Below are 14,324 nucleotides of genomic sequence, written 5' to 3' on the forward strand. Positions count from 1 at the left end.
GGGTGAAGCCCACCGTTTCAGCGGAACGATCTTAGATGGCTGCGCCGCCAGCGCGCCTGGTAAGGCAGTTGGACTTGGAAAATCTCTCCGGTATCACGCGCTGGCAGACCGTCTCGGCTACGAGAGGCATGCCGACATCCGGCGACCACAGTGAAGCCGAGCCGCAGATCTCAAGAAAAATGCCCCGACTAAGATCGGCGTTGCTGTACGAGTGCGCTGGCCATATTCATCAGGTATGACAGAGGGGCATTTTTTACTTTTAGCCGGGTGGAACTGACGATGGGGGGCGGCCTGTCTCATGGGGCTCGCCAGTTCGATACTGGCGAGGAGTTTTCGGTCGGCCTCTCCTCGCGCGTGGCAACCCGGCGAAAGTACTTCAGTATCGTGAAGAAACGCTCGATGCTGCTCCGCTCGCTATGGAGCGTCAACGCGGCTTTGGCTCCGCGCTTATGGATCTAAAGCCTAGCTTCCAGCCTGACGTATATCGGCGCGCCTTAATAACCACGCCAGTTCGAGCTTCGTGTCGAAAGTTTTCTTGAGCCGAGTGCAAAGAGCCTCGGACATATCGCTATTCAAAGGCCAATGCTTCGTCGGGCATATACGACATGGGGATTGATCGCGAGTTTGGAATCGAACATCAAAGACAGGGCAATCGGTGCGTAGGTCATGTAACTCCGTCGAAAACCAGCAGCGCAGTTGAGGGTCAGCCGATCGGTCCAGGCCGCTATGCTTGGATTCTCTCCGGTTCCGCGTGTTAGCTCAATGAGATTTGTTGCAGCACTCCCAAACCACCAATGATGGATGGAAAGCCCGCTGGGAGATAGGGCCAGAAAGTTCCGCCGCCGTAAACAGGGCGCAAGAAACCGGGCATTCGCAAGTTGACGCTCCGTGCACTCAATGACGAATGAGACCAAACCGATGTGCCTCATCCAGCAGATGACGAACGGAGGATGGCTGCCATTTGCGCCCACCGCGCGCCGGTCGCTCACTCATCTGATCCAATTGGGCGGCAATGCCCCGTAGCGACAGGCCGGGATCGGCAATGGCAATCGCCGCGACGAGTTTCATCAGATGATCTTCTGGTGCACGGCGGGGCGAGCGAGCCAGCAGTTCGGGTTCGGCCAACTGCTCGCGGACCATACGATGCACGGCGCGGCGCAGTCGCTCCACCGTCCAGTCATGGCCCTGGCGGTTGAGCACCCTCACGACATTGTCCCAGCTATGCTGGGGGCGAAGTTGCCGAACGGTTGGCAGCCAGGTTTGGGCGGACGAGATTAGCTCGTTGAGATAGAGTTGGTCCCGCGCCTTCGACACTGCCTTGATCGCCTCTGGTCGTCGTTCTCGCAAGCCGGGATTTCCAGGAAGCTTCCCGCGCGCCTTGGCCGCCTTGATGCCGGCCCTCGTTCGTTCGGCAATCAGCGCCCGCTCGAGCTGGGAGACCGCGGCGAGAACCTGTAAGGAGAACATGCCCTGTGGAGTGGACGTGTCGATCGGATCGCGGATCGACCTGAAATGGACGCCGCGTTCTTCAAGGTTCTCAATCACCTGCAACAGATGGCTGACCGAACGGGCGAGGCGATCCAGGCGGACGACGACAAGCACGTCGCCGGCTGCGAGCTCGCCGAGCAGTCTCGTCAAAACCGGCCGCGCTGGTGATGCGCCAGATCCGTGCTCCTGAAAAATCCGCTCGCAGCCGGCGGCGCGCAATTCGTCCATCTGTGCCTCATGGACCTGATCGTCAGTCGAAACGCGTGCGTAGCCGATAAGGCGTCCCGGGGCTGGTTGCGGATTGGTGACTTGGCGTTTTGCCATGATTTCTCATGCGTTTTTTCAGGTGCTTTGTACAGATAAGGAATGCATGAGAAAAAGGTCAGTTGCAAGCGTGTTTTAGGCATTGAATAGCGGCCCGCCAGACTCAAATCGTCATCCGAGAGGAGCAACGGAGCGTCCGCAGTGGCAAAGCCGCGCCAGAGGCCTTCTGTGAGGGAATTTCCGAGAGATCGGTCGCGATTCGATGAATCCTGCCGAGACCGCAAAGTGGCACGCGCGATGGCAAGCCGGCATCCGCCATTTTGATGGCAGAGAACTATGAGCCTATATTTTCTGGAAAGGAGACTGCAATGGCCGCACCACAACTGTCTGTCCGAAGCTCCAAGGCAAAAGATCTGGCCCACAGGCTGGCTCGCCGTGAAAATCGTTCGATTGCCGAGGTGGTCGAACGTGCGCTTGAAGCCTATGAGACACGCGAGGCGGGTCGCGAGCCAGCGGCGAGTTTCTACCGGCGCGTCAACGCGCAAGCTGCCACGGATATCGACCTGGATTCCATCATCCGTGAAAGCCGTCGTCCTCACCGGGCATCGCGCTTTGATATTTCTCGATACGAACGTCGTCTCGGAGACGTTGCGGAAGGATCCTGACGAAGCCGTCATGGCTTGGCTGGTTCGGTTCGACGCCGAGTTGGCACTGCCCACCGTGACAATCGCCGAGATTGCTTTCGGCATTCAAGAGATCAGGCCGGACCAGCGGGCCGAGCGTTTGGAACAGGGCTGACGGAATGGCGTCGGCGGTTTGCCGATCGGATGTTTGGTCTTATAGAAGAAGCCGCGCTCGCTTATGGTGAAATCATGGGGCAGGCGGCACGCAATGTCAGCACCCGATGCAATGATCGCTGCAATCGCGCAGGTGAACGGCGGACGTCTGGCCACGAGCAATCTCGAGGATTTCGAAACGACGGGTCTCGGCCTCCTTAATCCATGGGATTTTTAACTCATTCGAGCGCGTGAGCGTTTGCTGGCCACATTTGCGACGCTGGCTCCTTCTGGAGAGCGAGCGCGGCGGAAAGGCGGTTCAAAGCATGCGGGCTGCCCGGCCACTGCGCCGGGTCGCGTCGTTGTAGTAGCTTGATGCCTGCTGGACGGAACGATGGCGCGATTGTTCCATGGCCTCGGGGAGGGGGATGCCGCGGTTTGCGGCCTCGGTCAGATACCCCGATCGTAGTCCGTGCGCGGAAAACTCCCCAACCTCCAGCCCAGCCATCGCCACACGCTGCTTGATGATCGCATTGACCGACTGCGGGTCAATCGCGCGACGTGACACGGTCCCCCAGCGTCCGATCGCCCGAAACACGCTCCCCTTGTCGATCTTGGCGGCCGTCATCCAGGCATTCAGCGCTTCCACCGGCCGGCCAGTCAGATAGACGACGTCATCTTGTTCGCCGGACGTGGTCTTGGTGCGTCCGAGATGGATGGCGAGAGAGGGGAGGGGAGGGCCGTCGGGCACTGCGACCGGCGGCTCGACGGACATCTGCTCACGGCGCAGTCCCGCGATCTCGCTACGCCTCCGGCCGCCGGAGGCGAAGGCGACCATCAGGATTGCCCGGTCCCTGACGTCGCGCAGGCTGTCGGTTGCGCAGGTCGCCAGCAGCTTGGCCAGCACGTCACCGGTCACCGCCTTGGCGCTCTTGCGGCGCCGCGTCCGCGGCGCGGCGCGCACGGCAAGGCGAATGGCGGACTTGAGGGCAGGGGAGGTGAAGGCCCCATTAAGGCCGCGCCACTTTGTCAGTGTCGACCAACTGGCCAGCCGGCGGCGCACCGTATCCGGTGCGTGCGGGCCGACCGATTTCAGGAAGCCTTGGCGCCTGAGGTTGCCGTCGACGTCATCCGGCATACCGTGATCCGGATCGGCCGCACGTCTTTCCGGATCCCAGAGATGATGGGCGACGAATTTCAGCAGCAGCGCCTCGGGCGCCGGCCAGGGCAGTGACTTTCCAGTCGCGGCCAGTCCCCAAGCTTCGAGATAGGCGAGGTCGGAGGTGAGAGCCCGCAGGGTATTGTCGCCCATGCCGCGTTCGACGAGATGCTTGAGGGTTTCGACATCCTGGTCAGTCAACAGCTCGGCGAGTTCGTCGCGCCGGTCGATCGGCAACACCGCGGCGATCGTGTCGAGCTGTTCTACCCGGCGTTCGATAGCCGACGACACAGGCCGCTGACCAGTCCGAGCGGCCATCATGCCGGCTCCGCCTGCGGCCGCCAACGGGCGATGATCTGTTCGATCTCGCTGCGATAGTCGTAGGGGTACACGACATCCTCCTCACGGGCGAGGAATGTAAAAATCGTCGCCATGTCCTCGCCGATGTGTGGGTCGACATTGGCGAGGTCGGCCGGTATCCTCATGGGCGACGTTGAGCAACTTTTCGAGGGCAAATCTCACCCGATCTTCCATAAAATACGTCCGTCACTGTGACGATGACGGATGAAGTTTCAGGTCCGTCCTTCCAAAATCCTGCCCCTTGAACAGGAGCGGGGCCTTGGCAATTGAAGCGATGGCGTACGAATAACAGTCGCCCATATTGAGGCCGGCTGCGTGGCGACCCTTACCGAACAGATCAAAAGCCTTCTCAGCGGCGTAATAGTGCCGCTCACCAAAAGCCACGGCGGTGACATTGGGCAATGCAATCAGCTGTGAAATGATGGTCGCGGCGTTGGGGAAGTTCTTACCGGCCAGCACCATACGCGCTTCAACCAAGGTCGGCCACCCGATAACAATCTCCTCGCGGGTAACAAGCGCATGAAACTGTTCGGCTTCGGGCTCACCCAGTGACGTGGCGACGATGACCGACGTATCGACGGCAATCATTTCGGCAACCCGTTTTCGTCGTATAGGTCATCGTGGGCGGAGGTCGTGCCGGGCGGCACAGACCGTCGGCCTTCGACCATCAGCTCCCAAAGCGCGTCAGCCGGCGTCTGTGTCGGTTTTTGCCGCAGCTCCTGGTCATAGTGCTCGAGCGCGATCTCGACGAGCTTGTTGATCGGCTGACCTGTGCGCTTGGCCAGCGCATGCGCCAGATCCCTGGCCTTGGTGCTGCGAACGGAAAGCTGTGGCTCGGACATCGGTTTTCCTCGATCGAAAATCCCGTAAAACATAGCGATGGAGGCGTCAGATGGCAAGGGAAACACGGCTGGATGGCTAACCATCGATAAGGGTTACTTATCGATGGTTATAACCTCAACGGGCAATCGTACCATGTGGCGAACCGCAATATTTTGATAGAGTTCGTTTAGCAAATCATTTACCATGATTTCAGTGACTTACGATCTCGCAAAAATCAGCATGACGACCTTGATGCGGCCGGCCTTCGACGCCGGCATCGCTCTGGTGCGCCTCGACGAGCGCATTGCCCGATCACCGGTCGGTCCGGGATGGCTCGAACGCCAAAATTTCGCGGATGCGTGTGCCTCGCTGTGGATCGACGGCGAGCTCGTCCATCTCGAAGACCTCGTCCTCCACGACGCCACCCGCGATATCCGCACACCCACCCACGAACTGACGATCGCCCGAGACGTCCTGCGCACCCGCCGACGGATTGCCGGTCAGGCACCGGACTGGCCGCTGTCGGCAGAAGGCATGCGAACCTTGCGACAGACCCAGGCGTGGCCTGGACCATCAGACGGCCCTGACAGCGCCGCGAATGACCGCAGAGTTGAACATGCACAGGTGGTCGAGCGGGAAGGGGAGGGGGATGATGGTGATGCCGCGGAGAACCTCCCCGGTATCGACTACGTCTTCATCGATGCTCTGCTCGCCCGCTCCGAGGCCGCGATTGAGCAAGCGAAGCGGCCAGGACGCGCCGACCACCGCGAACGCGACCCTCTCGTTTATGATCTCGACTGGGACGAAGATGCCCGGCTCGACGAATGGCGCAACGTTCTGCGCCAGACCGAACATCTGTCGGCGGTGCTGCAGGCGATCATCTTGCTCGATGCCTGGAACGAGCTTGCCGTCCTCCAGCACGCCCCCTGGCTTGGCCGGCTGTTTGCCGCGTCCATCCTACGGCAGGCCGGCATCACGTCCGGCGCTCACCTCGCCGCGATCAATCTCGGCCTCAAAACCATTCCCGTCGATCGGCGCCGGCATCGTGATCGCGAAACCCGGCTGCTCGCTATCGCGCACGGCCTGATCGCGACCGCCGAGATCGGCATGAAAGAGCATGACCGGCTGGTGTTGGCACGAACGCTGATGGAGCGGAAGCTGGAAGGGCGACGCGCCTCATCGAAGTTGCCGGAACTCGTTGAACTGGCGATGGCGAAGCCATTGGTGTCGGCCGGCATGGTGGCGAAAACGCTTGATGTCACGCCGCAGGCGGCGCGGCGGATTGTTTTGGAGCTCGGCTTGCGGGAGATGACGGGGAGGGGGAGGTTTCGGGCATGGGGGGTGGTGTAAGCACCAAGGACGCTGACCGTCTCTCGACGAGAGTTTCTTGCGTAGCGTGGAAGATAAATCAGCCAAACAAGCCGGAAAAGTTGTTGTTTGGTGAGAGCGCAATGGAGGGGATGAGAGTGGAACATTCGAATAAGGTTGCTGCCGTTGACCTGTGGAAACAGATGTTGGACCGGGCGCGGAAGAACGATTGGTCTGCATTTGATGATCCGGACTACTTACCGAGTGATACGGAGAGGGCAGCACGTGTGGAGGCCTTTCAAGCCGCCGGTTGGAGAGCCGACGAGATTGCAGCTATGCAAGGCCGGACGCACGAGCGTGCATTGGACGCCCCGGTCACCAGCCCCGGTGTAAGTCGGCATTCCGAGGTGATGTTGGCCCGCGTGGTGGATGCACTGCTCTCCGGGTTATCACCCGCGCAACATGCTGTCGCTCAAAGCGCACATTTTGTGGTGGAGCCTAAATCAGGACCGTTAATTTCTAAAATCAATGTGGTGATGACCGATCAATCCATAATTGCGATGGGTACGCATTTCACGCGGTTCTGCGGTCTGGTCGCGCGGGCATATGTGCGAACCTGCAACCTACTGCCGTTTGAGACGGGTATTGGCTTCAACGAGAACGGACTTCGACAGCAACTACGACGAAGGCCTGATCTGGTGAGATACTGGTGGCGAATCTTCACTTCGACTTGGGATTACACCAGTCGACGGTCGACTTTTGCAGTTCCGCTATAAATGTTCTCCGATGCGTAATGTTGGAATTGGAGCCGATCATGGAGGTTTGGCCGTTCCACGAATTCGCATCGCGGATGCCCGACGACTGGGAGATCGCCCAAGAGCGACCTTACTGATCTCGCGCGCCCTAAGCCGATTTTCGACACTCACCTCCTGTAACACGAGCGCCATACTAACGTTTTCGAGGATTTGTCTTCTCCCAACCTCGGCGGAGCCTTGTGGAGCTGACCCGGATTGACACATGAGCAACACAACGATATTGTTGTGTCATGTTTCCACCGCTTGACTCATCGACTGGCTATCTACCCCCAGGTGTTCACCAAGCCACCTGGCAGGAAGTGCAGCTCTGCTTCTCGGGCAATGAACAACGCCGCCGCCTTGTATCAGGCCTTGGTGCTGCGCTTACGAATTTGTCGACTGCTGGCTGCAGGACTGTGTTGTTAGACGGCAGCTTCATTTCGCAGAAGGAGCTTCCCAGTGACTATGACGGCGCTTGGGATACGACCGGCGTGAACCCCGATCTTCTCGATCCCGTCCTCCTGGACTTCAATAACCAACGGGCCGCGATGAAGTTCAAATATGGCGGCGAGCTCTTCCCGGCATCTTGGCAAGCAGCTCCAGGAATAACCTACAGGGAGTTTTTTCAGAGCGATCGCAATGGCGTGCCAAAGGGCGTGGTGGAATTGAATTTAAGGAGTCTGCCATGATCACCAACGAACGGCAGTTTAAGATTACCCGCTCGCAGGCCGAGAAGCTTAATAAGGCGCTGGCCGAGTTTTCGCTTCACGATAGACCGGGAGTCCATCCGCGCCTAGTACAAGCCGAACGAGACGCGCTTGAGAGCCAGATCGCCGATCTCGAACGGGAGCTAGATGAGTATGAGAGCCTGAAAGCTTCGGATCTTTCGATGATCACCCTCGATTCGTTTGAAGGCTTGGCCGAGGGCCTCATCAAAGCCCGTATTGCATCGGGCCTCAGCCAGAAGGACCTCGCTGATCGGCTCAATCTTAAGGAGCAGCAAATCCAACGTTATGAAGCGGATCGATACAGCTCGGCAAGTCTGCAGAGACTGCAGGAAGTCGCGAACGCAATTGGCGTGAGAATTCGCAATGATATCCTGTTGCCGTTGCCCGCGATGTCTATCGACAGCCTCTTTTCTAAATTGCGTCAGGTCGGTCTTGATCGCGATTTTGTCCTTACGCGGTTGCTGCCGCCGGCGGACAATGCCCGCTTGTCGGGAGAGGTTAGGGTTGAGGATCAAGGCCAAATCCTGCAGAAGGCCAGTGAAGTTCTGCAGCGGATATTCGGCTGGACACGCGAAAATCTGCTGGGGCCCTCTGCGCTACACGCGCCCCAACTTGCGGCCGCCCAGGCGCGCTTCAAGATGCCTGCAAACCGGTCTCAAAGAACGACGACAGCTTACGCTGCCTACGCACACTATCTTGCAGTGACAGTGATGCGTTCTTGTGCAGATCTTCCCCGTGGCCAGATTCCTCTGGACCCCGGCTTGTTTCGCGAATCAGTGATTAAGGCGTATGGCGAGTTCGGGCTTCGGTCTGCGCTTCACTATGCATGGGACCTTGGCGTCCCCGTGTTGCCGCTTCGCGACCGAGGTACATTTCACGGTGCATGCTGGCGCTACGATTACCGGAACGTCGTCGTCTTGAAGCAAACCTCTCGTCATGAGGCGCGCTGGCTCTTCGATCTCTTGCACGAACTCTTTCATGCTGGTCAGCAGCCCGATGCGCCCACTTTGGAAGTTATCGAGGCGGATGAGACGTCGACCGAACGACGAAACTCTGACGAGGAGATCGCTGCGAGCCAGTTTGCAGGTGACGCAAGCCTGAACAACCAAGCGGAAGAATTGGCGCAGGCTTGTGTCGAGGCAGCTCGTAATTCGGTACCGAGACTGAAGACGGTCGTTCCGGAGATCGCCGCGGAATACGATGTCAGTGTCGGCGTCTTGGCAAACTACCTGGCCTTTCGGCTTTCCTGGCAGGGTATCAACTGGTGGGGTGCTGCAGCCAATCTCCAGTCGGATGACAGTGATCCTTGGTTGATCGCGCGCGACGTCTTCCTTGAAAGATTCCCCGCCAAGGTTGAAAGTGAAATAGATCGCAATTTGCTTGAACGCATCCTGCATTGAGGAGTCTTCGATGAGCGAATTCAAGAAACCCGAGCCGCTTAAAATCAGCTGCACTGCCGTTGATTGCGACAACGACCTTCACTGCTTCAAGCAGCTTAAGAAAATGTCGGATGAGCAACGAGGAAAATGTCGAGCGTGCGAGGCCGATCTCGTCGATTGGTCGCGTTTGAAGCGGCGTGACCTTGGCGATGCGGCCCATACTTTCGAGGCACTGCAGCACGAGCTCATCCGACATCACTTCTTCCACAAGGAGATCGACGAGGGTGCTGATCGCCATGCTCGCAGGAAGGGGCGGCTGGCGTTGTTCGAGGCCGTTCGGGCGCGCCTCGAAAAGTATCTCGCTCCAGCAGAGCCCGCCCGAGATGGCCGTCAGACTCCGATGAGTGGGAACGCCATTTTTTACGCTCAACACGCTACGGCAACTTGCTGCCGGACATGCTTGGAATACTGGCATGCCATTCCCAAAGGTAGGCAGCTCACAGAAGAAGAACTTATCTATTGTCAGGCGCTCATCGAAATGTTTCTCAATAAGCGCCTGCCGGGGCTGAGCGCATCCCCAACGAAGGTGCCACCGCGGAGCCGGGCAACCGCGGAGGCAGCAGCCCTGCTATGACGCCAGCTCTTCCTGTTAAGCCGATCGACACCGAAAAATTCGCCGAGCGACTGCGTGCCCGCGCGATCAATGTTCAGGAACGAAAGATCCTGATTTCGCGCTTGTCCGGATCGGATCAGGAAGTTGATCTTACCGCGCCGACCAACTGCGACGGCTACGGCCGGATCCGCCACTTCAAGTTCAAGACGTCGGAGAATTGGCCACCAAATCCTCTGCCGATTATCCCGGCCTGCTCTGCGCTTGGTATCGTGGAGCCGCCGGCGATGATGACCGCTCAGGTCTTTCAGAACGCCGCATGCGCTTGGCGCTGTTGGTATTGCTTCGTTCCCGATGCACTCCTTAAAGCCGATCTCGCTCGCTCGTCATGGTTCTCAGCTGACGAGCTCGTCAAGCTTTACGCTGAAATTCCCGAACGGCCGGCCGTCATCGACCTCTCCGGAGGTTCACCAGACCTCGTTCCCGAGTGGACGCCGTGGATGATGAGGGCGCTAAAAGACCGCGGCCTTGATCAGTCAACCTACCTTTGGACCGACGACAATCTGAGCACGACATACCTTTTCGATAAGCTAACCAAAGATGAGCTATCACTGTTGAGGAGCTATCGAAATTACGGACGTGTCTGCTGCTTCAAGGGCTTCGATTCCTATTCGTTCGCGTTCAATACCAAAGCGGCCGAGAGTGATTTTGCCAATCAGTTTGTCATCATGCGGCGGCTGCTCGAGCTTGGCCTCGATCTCTATGGATACGTAACCCTAACCTCGCCTCGTGGTCAGGGTGTGGCGGCCGGAGTTCGTAGCCTCGTCGACCGGCTTCAGGAGCTCGACGCTTATCTGCCGCTCCGCATAATTCCACTCGAAATACGAGTTTTTTCGCCGGTCGGCGCGCGGCTCGCCGCAAATGACGAGCGGCAAATAAGTTTGGCTGTCCAGCAGTACGCGATCGCAGCATGGAATGAGGAAATAGAGAAGCGCTTCAATGCTGAGATGCGAGCGTTGCCGATTGCGTCTGTGCCCTTGGCGCTACGAGGAGTTCGCTGACAATGACGCGGGTTTGGGCAAGTGCTGACTTCGAACAGCGAATTGACGAGCAAGTACTTGCCCTATCGTGCCAGCCCGCGTTGACCTTTCACGCTTTGCTTCACGCGCTTCCAAGCGTCTATCCCACGGTGCTGCTTCAATCGATCAGCAGGCTATCCGAGAGCGGTCTGATTGACCCGAACATTGTAGGTGCCTTGCAGGCCCAGGCAGGTGTTCGGGACGATACCATGCGTGTCGCCCGCACGATGCTTCCCCTGCCACACCCGGTTGAATATGAATGGAGATTCTGTCCGGATACATCGCAGCATCTTCTGGAAGTCGCCGATGAAATGGCGTGGCCCGGAACTCCGATTATCTTGTTTGGGACACCTGGCGTTGCTGTCGAGGCGCTCCATCTTCCGATCAATCGCAGGCTCATTTTTATCGGTGAAAACAACTCTGTCACCCAGAGGCTCAAGGCATTGAATGATGCTGCGGAGCAGGCCTTGAATCTTCAATTTTGCGCGTCGCCCTATCCGCAAATGGGGGCAGGCGCCGTTATTGTGGATCCCCCTTGGTACTTGGATTTCGTCAAGCCGATGCTCGCGATCGCCGCCCATACAGTCGGAGTGGGTGGTCTCGTGTTCATCAGTTTGCCTCCGGAGGGTGTCAGACCCTCCGCAATCGAAGATCAGGCAACACTGATCCGACGCGCGGGTCGGCTTGGACTACGCTTGCATTCGGTGAAGCCGCTTTCCCTTCACTACGAAACACCATTCTTTGAGCAAAACGCTCTGTTTGCCGCCGGGATAGGTGCCTCGAGACGGTGGCGCCGCGGTGATCTCTTCATCTTCGAGAAGGTTCGGATAGCTACGACCGACTCCAGTCTTTTCGTCTCCCGCAAGCGTGAATGGAGTGAGTTCGCGATCGGCCGGATGCGTCTTTTTGTGCGGCGAAGCGCTCCGGCGCGCTGCTCCTCGGCTCTAAGTTCGCTGGTCGAGGGAGACATCTTGCCGACGGTTAGCCGACGAGATCCGCGGCGGCGAAATTCGTCGGTGGTCACGTCAGGAAATCGTTTCTTTGCGTCAAGCAATCCGGAGCTCGTCGCCGAGGCGGCTTTGTCACTGTGCAAAAGCGAATTTAACGGTGGTTCTCGACAGCCTTTGTGGAGTAACAACATCGAGGCTGCGGAGGTCGAGCGCATTGCGGACGTTCTGAAGATGCTTTCGGAACAGGAGGCAGCGGAAGAGCGCGCGACGTTGCCTTCGTCGCCTTTCTCCGAGGGCCTCACATGCAAATACGGTTCGACCAACTTCTCAAAAGGACTGCCGGAAGTTCGTTCTGGGCCGACTACATGAGGTCGGCGAGCAATGACCCATTTCTCTGCGGGGTTCATTTAGCCGTATTTTCTCAGCCTTATCTGGACTTGGTCCTGAACGGCGAAAAGAAGATCGAGTCCCGCTTCAGCCGCAATCGGTGTGCTCCGTTCGATGAGGTCCTGGAAGGCGATATCATCCTCCTCAAAGAGGTCGCTGGTCCAATATGCGGCGTCGCACTGGCGAGCCGCATCTGGTATTTCGATCTTGAGAACGAACCGATTGGCTCGATCAGGCAGACATACGGCAGCGCTATTCTCGCAGCTGACGAATTCTGGTCAGAGAAAGAGACATCGTCTTTTGCCACGCTCATCGAACTCGAAAATCCCTCGGCGATAGAGCCGCTCCCATTCGACAAGCGGGATCGCCGTGGCTGGGTCTCGCTTCGCCCCCGACAGCTGGAGCTATTTTGATGCCATTGATCGTCTGTTTCTCCGGCAAAATAGGAAGCGGAAAATCTTCGGTTATCGCGTCGGTCGGCGACAGACTTCAATGGAAACGAACAGGGTTCGGCCAATACCTCCGTGCGGAAATCATCAAAGTAGGCGGTGATCCAGAATCCCGGGAGGCGCTCCAAGAAATGGGACAGCGTCTCGTTGAATCAGATCCCGACGGCTTTTGTCGCGCGGTACTCGAGTTTGTCGACTACCGCGCCGGCGAGAATTTGCTCGTCGACGGCATACGCCATGTCGACATCTTCAATCGGCTAGAGCAGATTGTGTCGCCGGCTGCGATAAGGCTAATCCATCTGTCCGTGAGTGAGGATGTTCAGCGCCGCCGAGTGCAATCTCGCGCGGATGCTGCGGACCTGGACCGTGCAGGCGCCCATGTCGTCGAAGCAGATCTTGCGCAAAGCCTTCCGGATCGCGCTCATGCCGTCATCGACGCCGAGGCGCCATTCGATCAGGTGGCCGAAGCTTGCCTTAGCCAGATCAACGGCTGGATCGCATCATGACCCAACGGACGGGCAGCGCGGACCTGCCTCTCCACGGTGGTCGGGTTCCCGCATGGCTTGGCGAGAGGATGACCCGCCTTGGGACGATAATTGCGGAGGCTATTGTTCTCCACTACGGGCGCGACGAGTTTCTTCGCCGGCTTTCCCATCCGTTCTGGTTCCAATCATTCGGCGCTGTTATGGGTATGGACTGGCACTCCTCGGGGATAACGACGAGCGTTCTCGGAGCGCTGAAGCGAGGCTTGTCCGCTCGGGGAAACGACCTCGGCATATACGTCTGCGGTGGACGCGGCGCTCAGTCTCGAAAGACACCCTCAGAACTGCTTGCAATTGCCGACCGCACCGGCTTCGATGGTAATCAGCTCGCGTCCACAAGCCGCCTCGTTGCCAAGGTGGACAGTGCAGCAGTCCAGGACGGCTTCGACCTCTACTTGCACGGTTTCATCACGACCGCGGACGGAAGCTGGGTGGTCGTCCAGCAAGGGATGAATGGTGACCGACGCCAGGCAAGGCGATATCACTGGCTCTCAGAGGGCCTAGAAAGCTTTGTGGATTCCCCTCATGCCGCAATCGAGGGGCGTGACCAGGGGCTGATCATGAATCTTGCGGATAAGAGAGCTCGTGCTTCTAGGGTCGCACAACTCGAACTTCTGAACGAACTCGGTCCCGAGCAAATCGCTGATGAGTTCTATAAGATAACAGGCACGGATCGACCGCGCCGGACGGCCGTGGAGCCTCAGTTGTCCTTGCCGCATCTGGTGATGCCAATTCGGCACGACGTTCGAGAATCTGACGTAAACATGGGCCGGCTGCATGGCAATCTTGCGGCCGCAGCCGATCGCGGGCCCAAGGACTTTGCGGATTTGCTGCTCACGCCAAATGTTGGACCCCGAACTGTAAGCGCTCTGGCGATGGTTGCCGAAGTCATTCACGGGGCGCCCTGTCGTTTCTCTGATCCAGCTCGCTTTTCTCTGGCCCATGGAGGAAAGGACCGGCATCCGTACCCAGTCCCAATCAAAATCTACGATGAAACGATCCGGGTAATGAAATCGGCCGTGAAGAAGGGACGGCTAGGCCAGCAGGAAGAACTGCTTGCTATAAAGCGTCTTGACGATCAGGCGCGTCGACTGGAGCGATACGTGACAGGGCCCGACCTCAAAGAAATCATCGCGGGCGAATTCCGACATTCGGCTGAGTTTGGCGGCCGGTCCATATTTGGACATGAAGTCGATCTCGAAGAAAAAAACAGAGATAGCTAATTTCTC

The 14,324-nt window shown here is 58.3% G+C and carries 16 protein-coding genes and 1 pseudogene; 12 read left to right on the plus strand and 5 right to left on the minus strand.

The window, feature by feature from the left end:
- Positions 1-894: 894 nt before the first annotated feature.
- The gene (locus KQ933_RS32655; protein WP_216761027.1) at positions 895-1,812 is read right to left on the minus strand and encodes a recombinase family protein; all 918 of its coding nucleotides are present in this window, start codon (positions 1,810-1,812) and stop codon (positions 895-897) included.
- Between the two features lie 308 nt (positions 1,813-2,120).
- Between KQ933_RS32655 and KQ933_RS32660 the strand changes: the two genes are divergently transcribed.
- Entirely contained in the window at positions 2,121-2,417 is a 297-nt protein-coding gene (locus KQ933_RS32660) for a type II toxin-antitoxin system VapB family antitoxin (protein ID WP_216761028.1), read from the plus strand.
- A pseudogene (locus KQ933_RS32665) lies at positions 2,365-2,766 on the plus strand (PIN domain-containing protein). The gene KQ933_RS32660 and the pseudogene KQ933_RS32665 overlap by 53 nt, the downstream one beginning before the upstream one ends.
- A gap of 81 nt (positions 2,767-2,847) precedes the next feature.
- Here KQ933_RS32665 and KQ933_RS32670 read toward each other — a convergent pair.
- The 4 genes from KQ933_RS32670 to KQ933_RS32685 form a co-directional block, all read right to left on the minus strand.
- A complete protein-coding gene (locus tag KQ933_RS32670; protein ID WP_216761030.1) occupies positions 2,848-4,008 on the minus strand; it encodes a site-specific integrase in 1,161 nt (386 codons plus the stop codon).
- Positions 4,005-4,172, minus strand: a complete 168-nt coding sequence (locus KQ933_RS32675; RefSeq protein ID WP_367882555.1) for a hypothetical protein — start codon at positions 4,170-4,172, stop codon at positions 4,005-4,007. Before KQ933_RS32675 ends, KQ933_RS32670 begins: the two co-directional genes overlap by 4 nt.
- Positions 4,173-4,233: 61 nt before the next feature.
- Positions 4,234-4,635, minus strand: coding sequence for a type II toxin-antitoxin system VapC family toxin (locus tag KQ933_RS32680; protein WP_216761032.1), 402 nt, complete (start codon positions 4,633-4,635; stop codon positions 4,234-4,236).
- Positions 4,632-4,889, minus strand: coding sequence for a type II toxin-antitoxin system VapB family antitoxin (locus tag KQ933_RS32685; RefSeq protein WP_113182465.1), 258 nt, complete (start codon positions 4,887-4,889; stop codon positions 4,632-4,634). The genes KQ933_RS32680 and KQ933_RS32685 overlap by 4 nt, the downstream gene beginning before the upstream one ends.
- 184 nt (positions 4,890-5,073) lie before the next feature.
- On the opposite strand from KQ933_RS32685, the gene KQ933_RS32690 reads away from it, so the two are divergent.
- The 10 genes from KQ933_RS32690 (at position 5,074) to KQ933_RS32735 (ending at position 14,318) form a co-directional block, all read left to right on the plus strand.
- Entirely contained in the window at positions 5,074-6,219 is a 1,146-nt protein-coding gene (locus KQ933_RS32690) for an RHE_PE00001 family protein (RefSeq protein WP_216761034.1), read from the plus strand.
- Between the two features lie 116 nt (positions 6,220-6,335).
- Positions 6,336-6,953: a hypothetical protein gene (locus KQ933_RS32695; protein ID WP_216761035.1), complete on the plus strand. Its 618-nt coding sequence runs from the start codon at positions 6,336-6,338 to the stop codon at positions 6,951-6,953.
- Positions 6,954-7,222: 269 nt separating this feature from the next.
- The gene (locus KQ933_RS32700; protein ID WP_216761037.1) at positions 7,223-7,660 is read left to right on the plus strand and encodes a hypothetical protein; all 438 of its coding nucleotides are present in this window, start codon (positions 7,223-7,225) and stop codon (positions 7,658-7,660) included.
- Complete coding sequence (locus tag KQ933_RS32705) at positions 7,657-9,099, plus strand: helix-turn-helix transcriptional regulator (RefSeq protein WP_216761039.1); 1,443 nt, start codon at positions 7,657-7,659, stop codon at positions 9,097-9,099. The genes KQ933_RS32700 and KQ933_RS32705 overlap by 4 nt, the downstream gene beginning before the upstream one ends.
- A 10-nt stretch (positions 9,100-9,109) precedes the next feature.
- A complete protein-coding gene (locus KQ933_RS32710; RefSeq protein ID WP_216761040.1) occupies positions 9,110-9,712 on the plus strand; it encodes a DUF4186 family protein in 603 nt (200 codons plus the stop codon).
- Positions 9,709-10,749 carry a hypothetical protein gene (locus KQ933_RS32715; RefSeq protein WP_216761042.1) on the plus strand — a complete coding sequence of 347 codons (1,041 nt, stop codon included), beginning with the start codon at positions 9,709-9,711 and terminating at the stop codon, positions 10,747-10,749. The genes KQ933_RS32710 and KQ933_RS32715 overlap by 4 nt, the downstream gene beginning before the upstream one ends.
- A gap of 2 nt (positions 10,750-10,751) precedes the next feature.
- Positions 10,752-12,086 carry a hypothetical protein gene (locus tag KQ933_RS32720; protein ID WP_216761043.1) on the plus strand — a complete coding sequence of 445 codons (1,335 nt, stop codon included), beginning with the start codon at positions 10,752-10,754 and terminating at the stop codon, positions 12,084-12,086.
- Positions 12,083-12,517 carry an ASCH domain-containing protein gene (locus KQ933_RS32725; protein ID WP_216761045.1) on the plus strand — a complete coding sequence of 145 codons (435 nt, stop codon included), beginning with the start codon at positions 12,083-12,085 and terminating at the stop codon, positions 12,515-12,517. The genes KQ933_RS32720 and KQ933_RS32725 overlap by 4 nt, the downstream gene beginning before the upstream one ends.
- Positions 12,517-13,059, plus strand: a complete 543-nt coding sequence (locus KQ933_RS32730; RefSeq protein WP_216761047.1) for an AAA family ATPase — start codon at positions 12,517-12,519, stop codon at positions 13,057-13,059. Before KQ933_RS32725 ends, KQ933_RS32730 begins: the two co-directional genes overlap by 1 nt.
- Entirely contained in the window at positions 13,056-14,318 is a 1,263-nt protein-coding gene (locus KQ933_RS32735; protein ID WP_216761049.1) for a DUF763 domain-containing protein, read from the plus strand. The genes KQ933_RS32730 and KQ933_RS32735 overlap by 4 nt, the downstream gene beginning before the upstream one ends.
- Positions 14,319-14,324: the final 6 nt, after the last annotated feature.

This window comes from Rhizobium sp. WYJ-E13 (assembly GCF_018987265.1).
Lineage (GTDB): Bacteria > Pseudomonadota > Alphaproteobacteria > Rhizobiales > Rhizobiaceae > Rhizobium.

What these genes read in the sequence shown, in the direction of transcription:
- KQ933_RS32675 (WP_367882555.1), bottom strand. Translation starts at nt 4,172, where the DNA reads ATGAGGATACCGGCCGACCTCGCCAATGTCGACCCACACATCGGCGAG.
- KQ933_RS32655 (WP_216761027.1), bottom strand. Translation starts at nt 1,812, where the DNA reads ATGGCAAAACGCCAAGTCACCAATCCGCAACCAGCCCCGGGACGCCTT.
- KQ933_RS32680 (WP_216761032.1), bottom strand. Translation starts at nt 4,635, where the DNA reads ATGATTGCCGTCGATACGTCGGTCATCGTCGCCACGTCACTGGGTGAG.
- KQ933_RS32735 (WP_216761049.1), top strand. Translation starts at nt 13,056, where the DNA reads ATGACCCAACGGACGGGCAGCGCGGACCTGCCTCTCCACGGTGGTCGG.
- KQ933_RS32660 (WP_216761028.1), top strand. Translation starts at nt 2,121, where the DNA reads ATGGCCGCACCACAACTGTCTGTCCGAAGCTCCAAGGCAAAAGATCTG.
- KQ933_RS32715 (WP_216761042.1), top strand. Translation starts at nt 9,709, where the DNA reads ATGACGCCAGCTCTTCCTGTTAAGCCGATCGACACCGAAAAATTCGCC.
- KQ933_RS32720 (WP_216761043.1), top strand. Translation starts at nt 10,752, where the DNA reads ATGACGCGGGTTTGGGCAAGTGCTGACTTCGAACAGCGAATTGACGAG.
- KQ933_RS32685 (WP_113182465.1), bottom strand. Translation starts at nt 4,889, where the DNA reads ATGTCCGAGCCACAGCTTTCCGTTCGCAGCACCAAGGCCAGGGATCTG.
- KQ933_RS32705 (WP_216761039.1), top strand. Translation starts at nt 7,657, where the DNA reads ATGATCACCAACGAACGGCAGTTTAAGATTACCCGCTCGCAGGCCGAG.
- KQ933_RS32670 (WP_216761030.1), bottom strand. Translation starts at nt 4,008, where the DNA reads ATGATGGCCGCTCGGACTGGTCAGCGGCCTGTGTCGTCGGCTATCGAA.
- KQ933_RS32730 (WP_216761047.1), top strand. Translation starts at nt 12,517, where the DNA reads ATGCCATTGATCGTCTGTTTCTCCGGCAAAATAGGAAGCGGAAAATCT.
- KQ933_RS32710 (WP_216761040.1), top strand. Translation starts at nt 9,110, where the DNA reads ATGAGCGAATTCAAGAAACCCGAGCCGCTTAAAATCAGCTGCACTGCC.
- KQ933_RS32700 (WP_216761037.1), top strand. Translation starts at nt 7,223, where the DNA reads ATGTTTCCACCGCTTGACTCATCGACTGGCTATCTACCCCCAGGTGTT.
- KQ933_RS32690 (WP_216761034.1), top strand. Translation starts at nt 5,074, where the DNA reads ATGATTTCAGTGACTTACGATCTCGCAAAAATCAGCATGACGACCTTG.
- KQ933_RS32725 (WP_216761045.1), top strand. Translation starts at nt 12,083, where the DNA reads ATGAGGTCGGCGAGCAATGACCCATTTCTCTGCGGGGTTCATTTAGCC.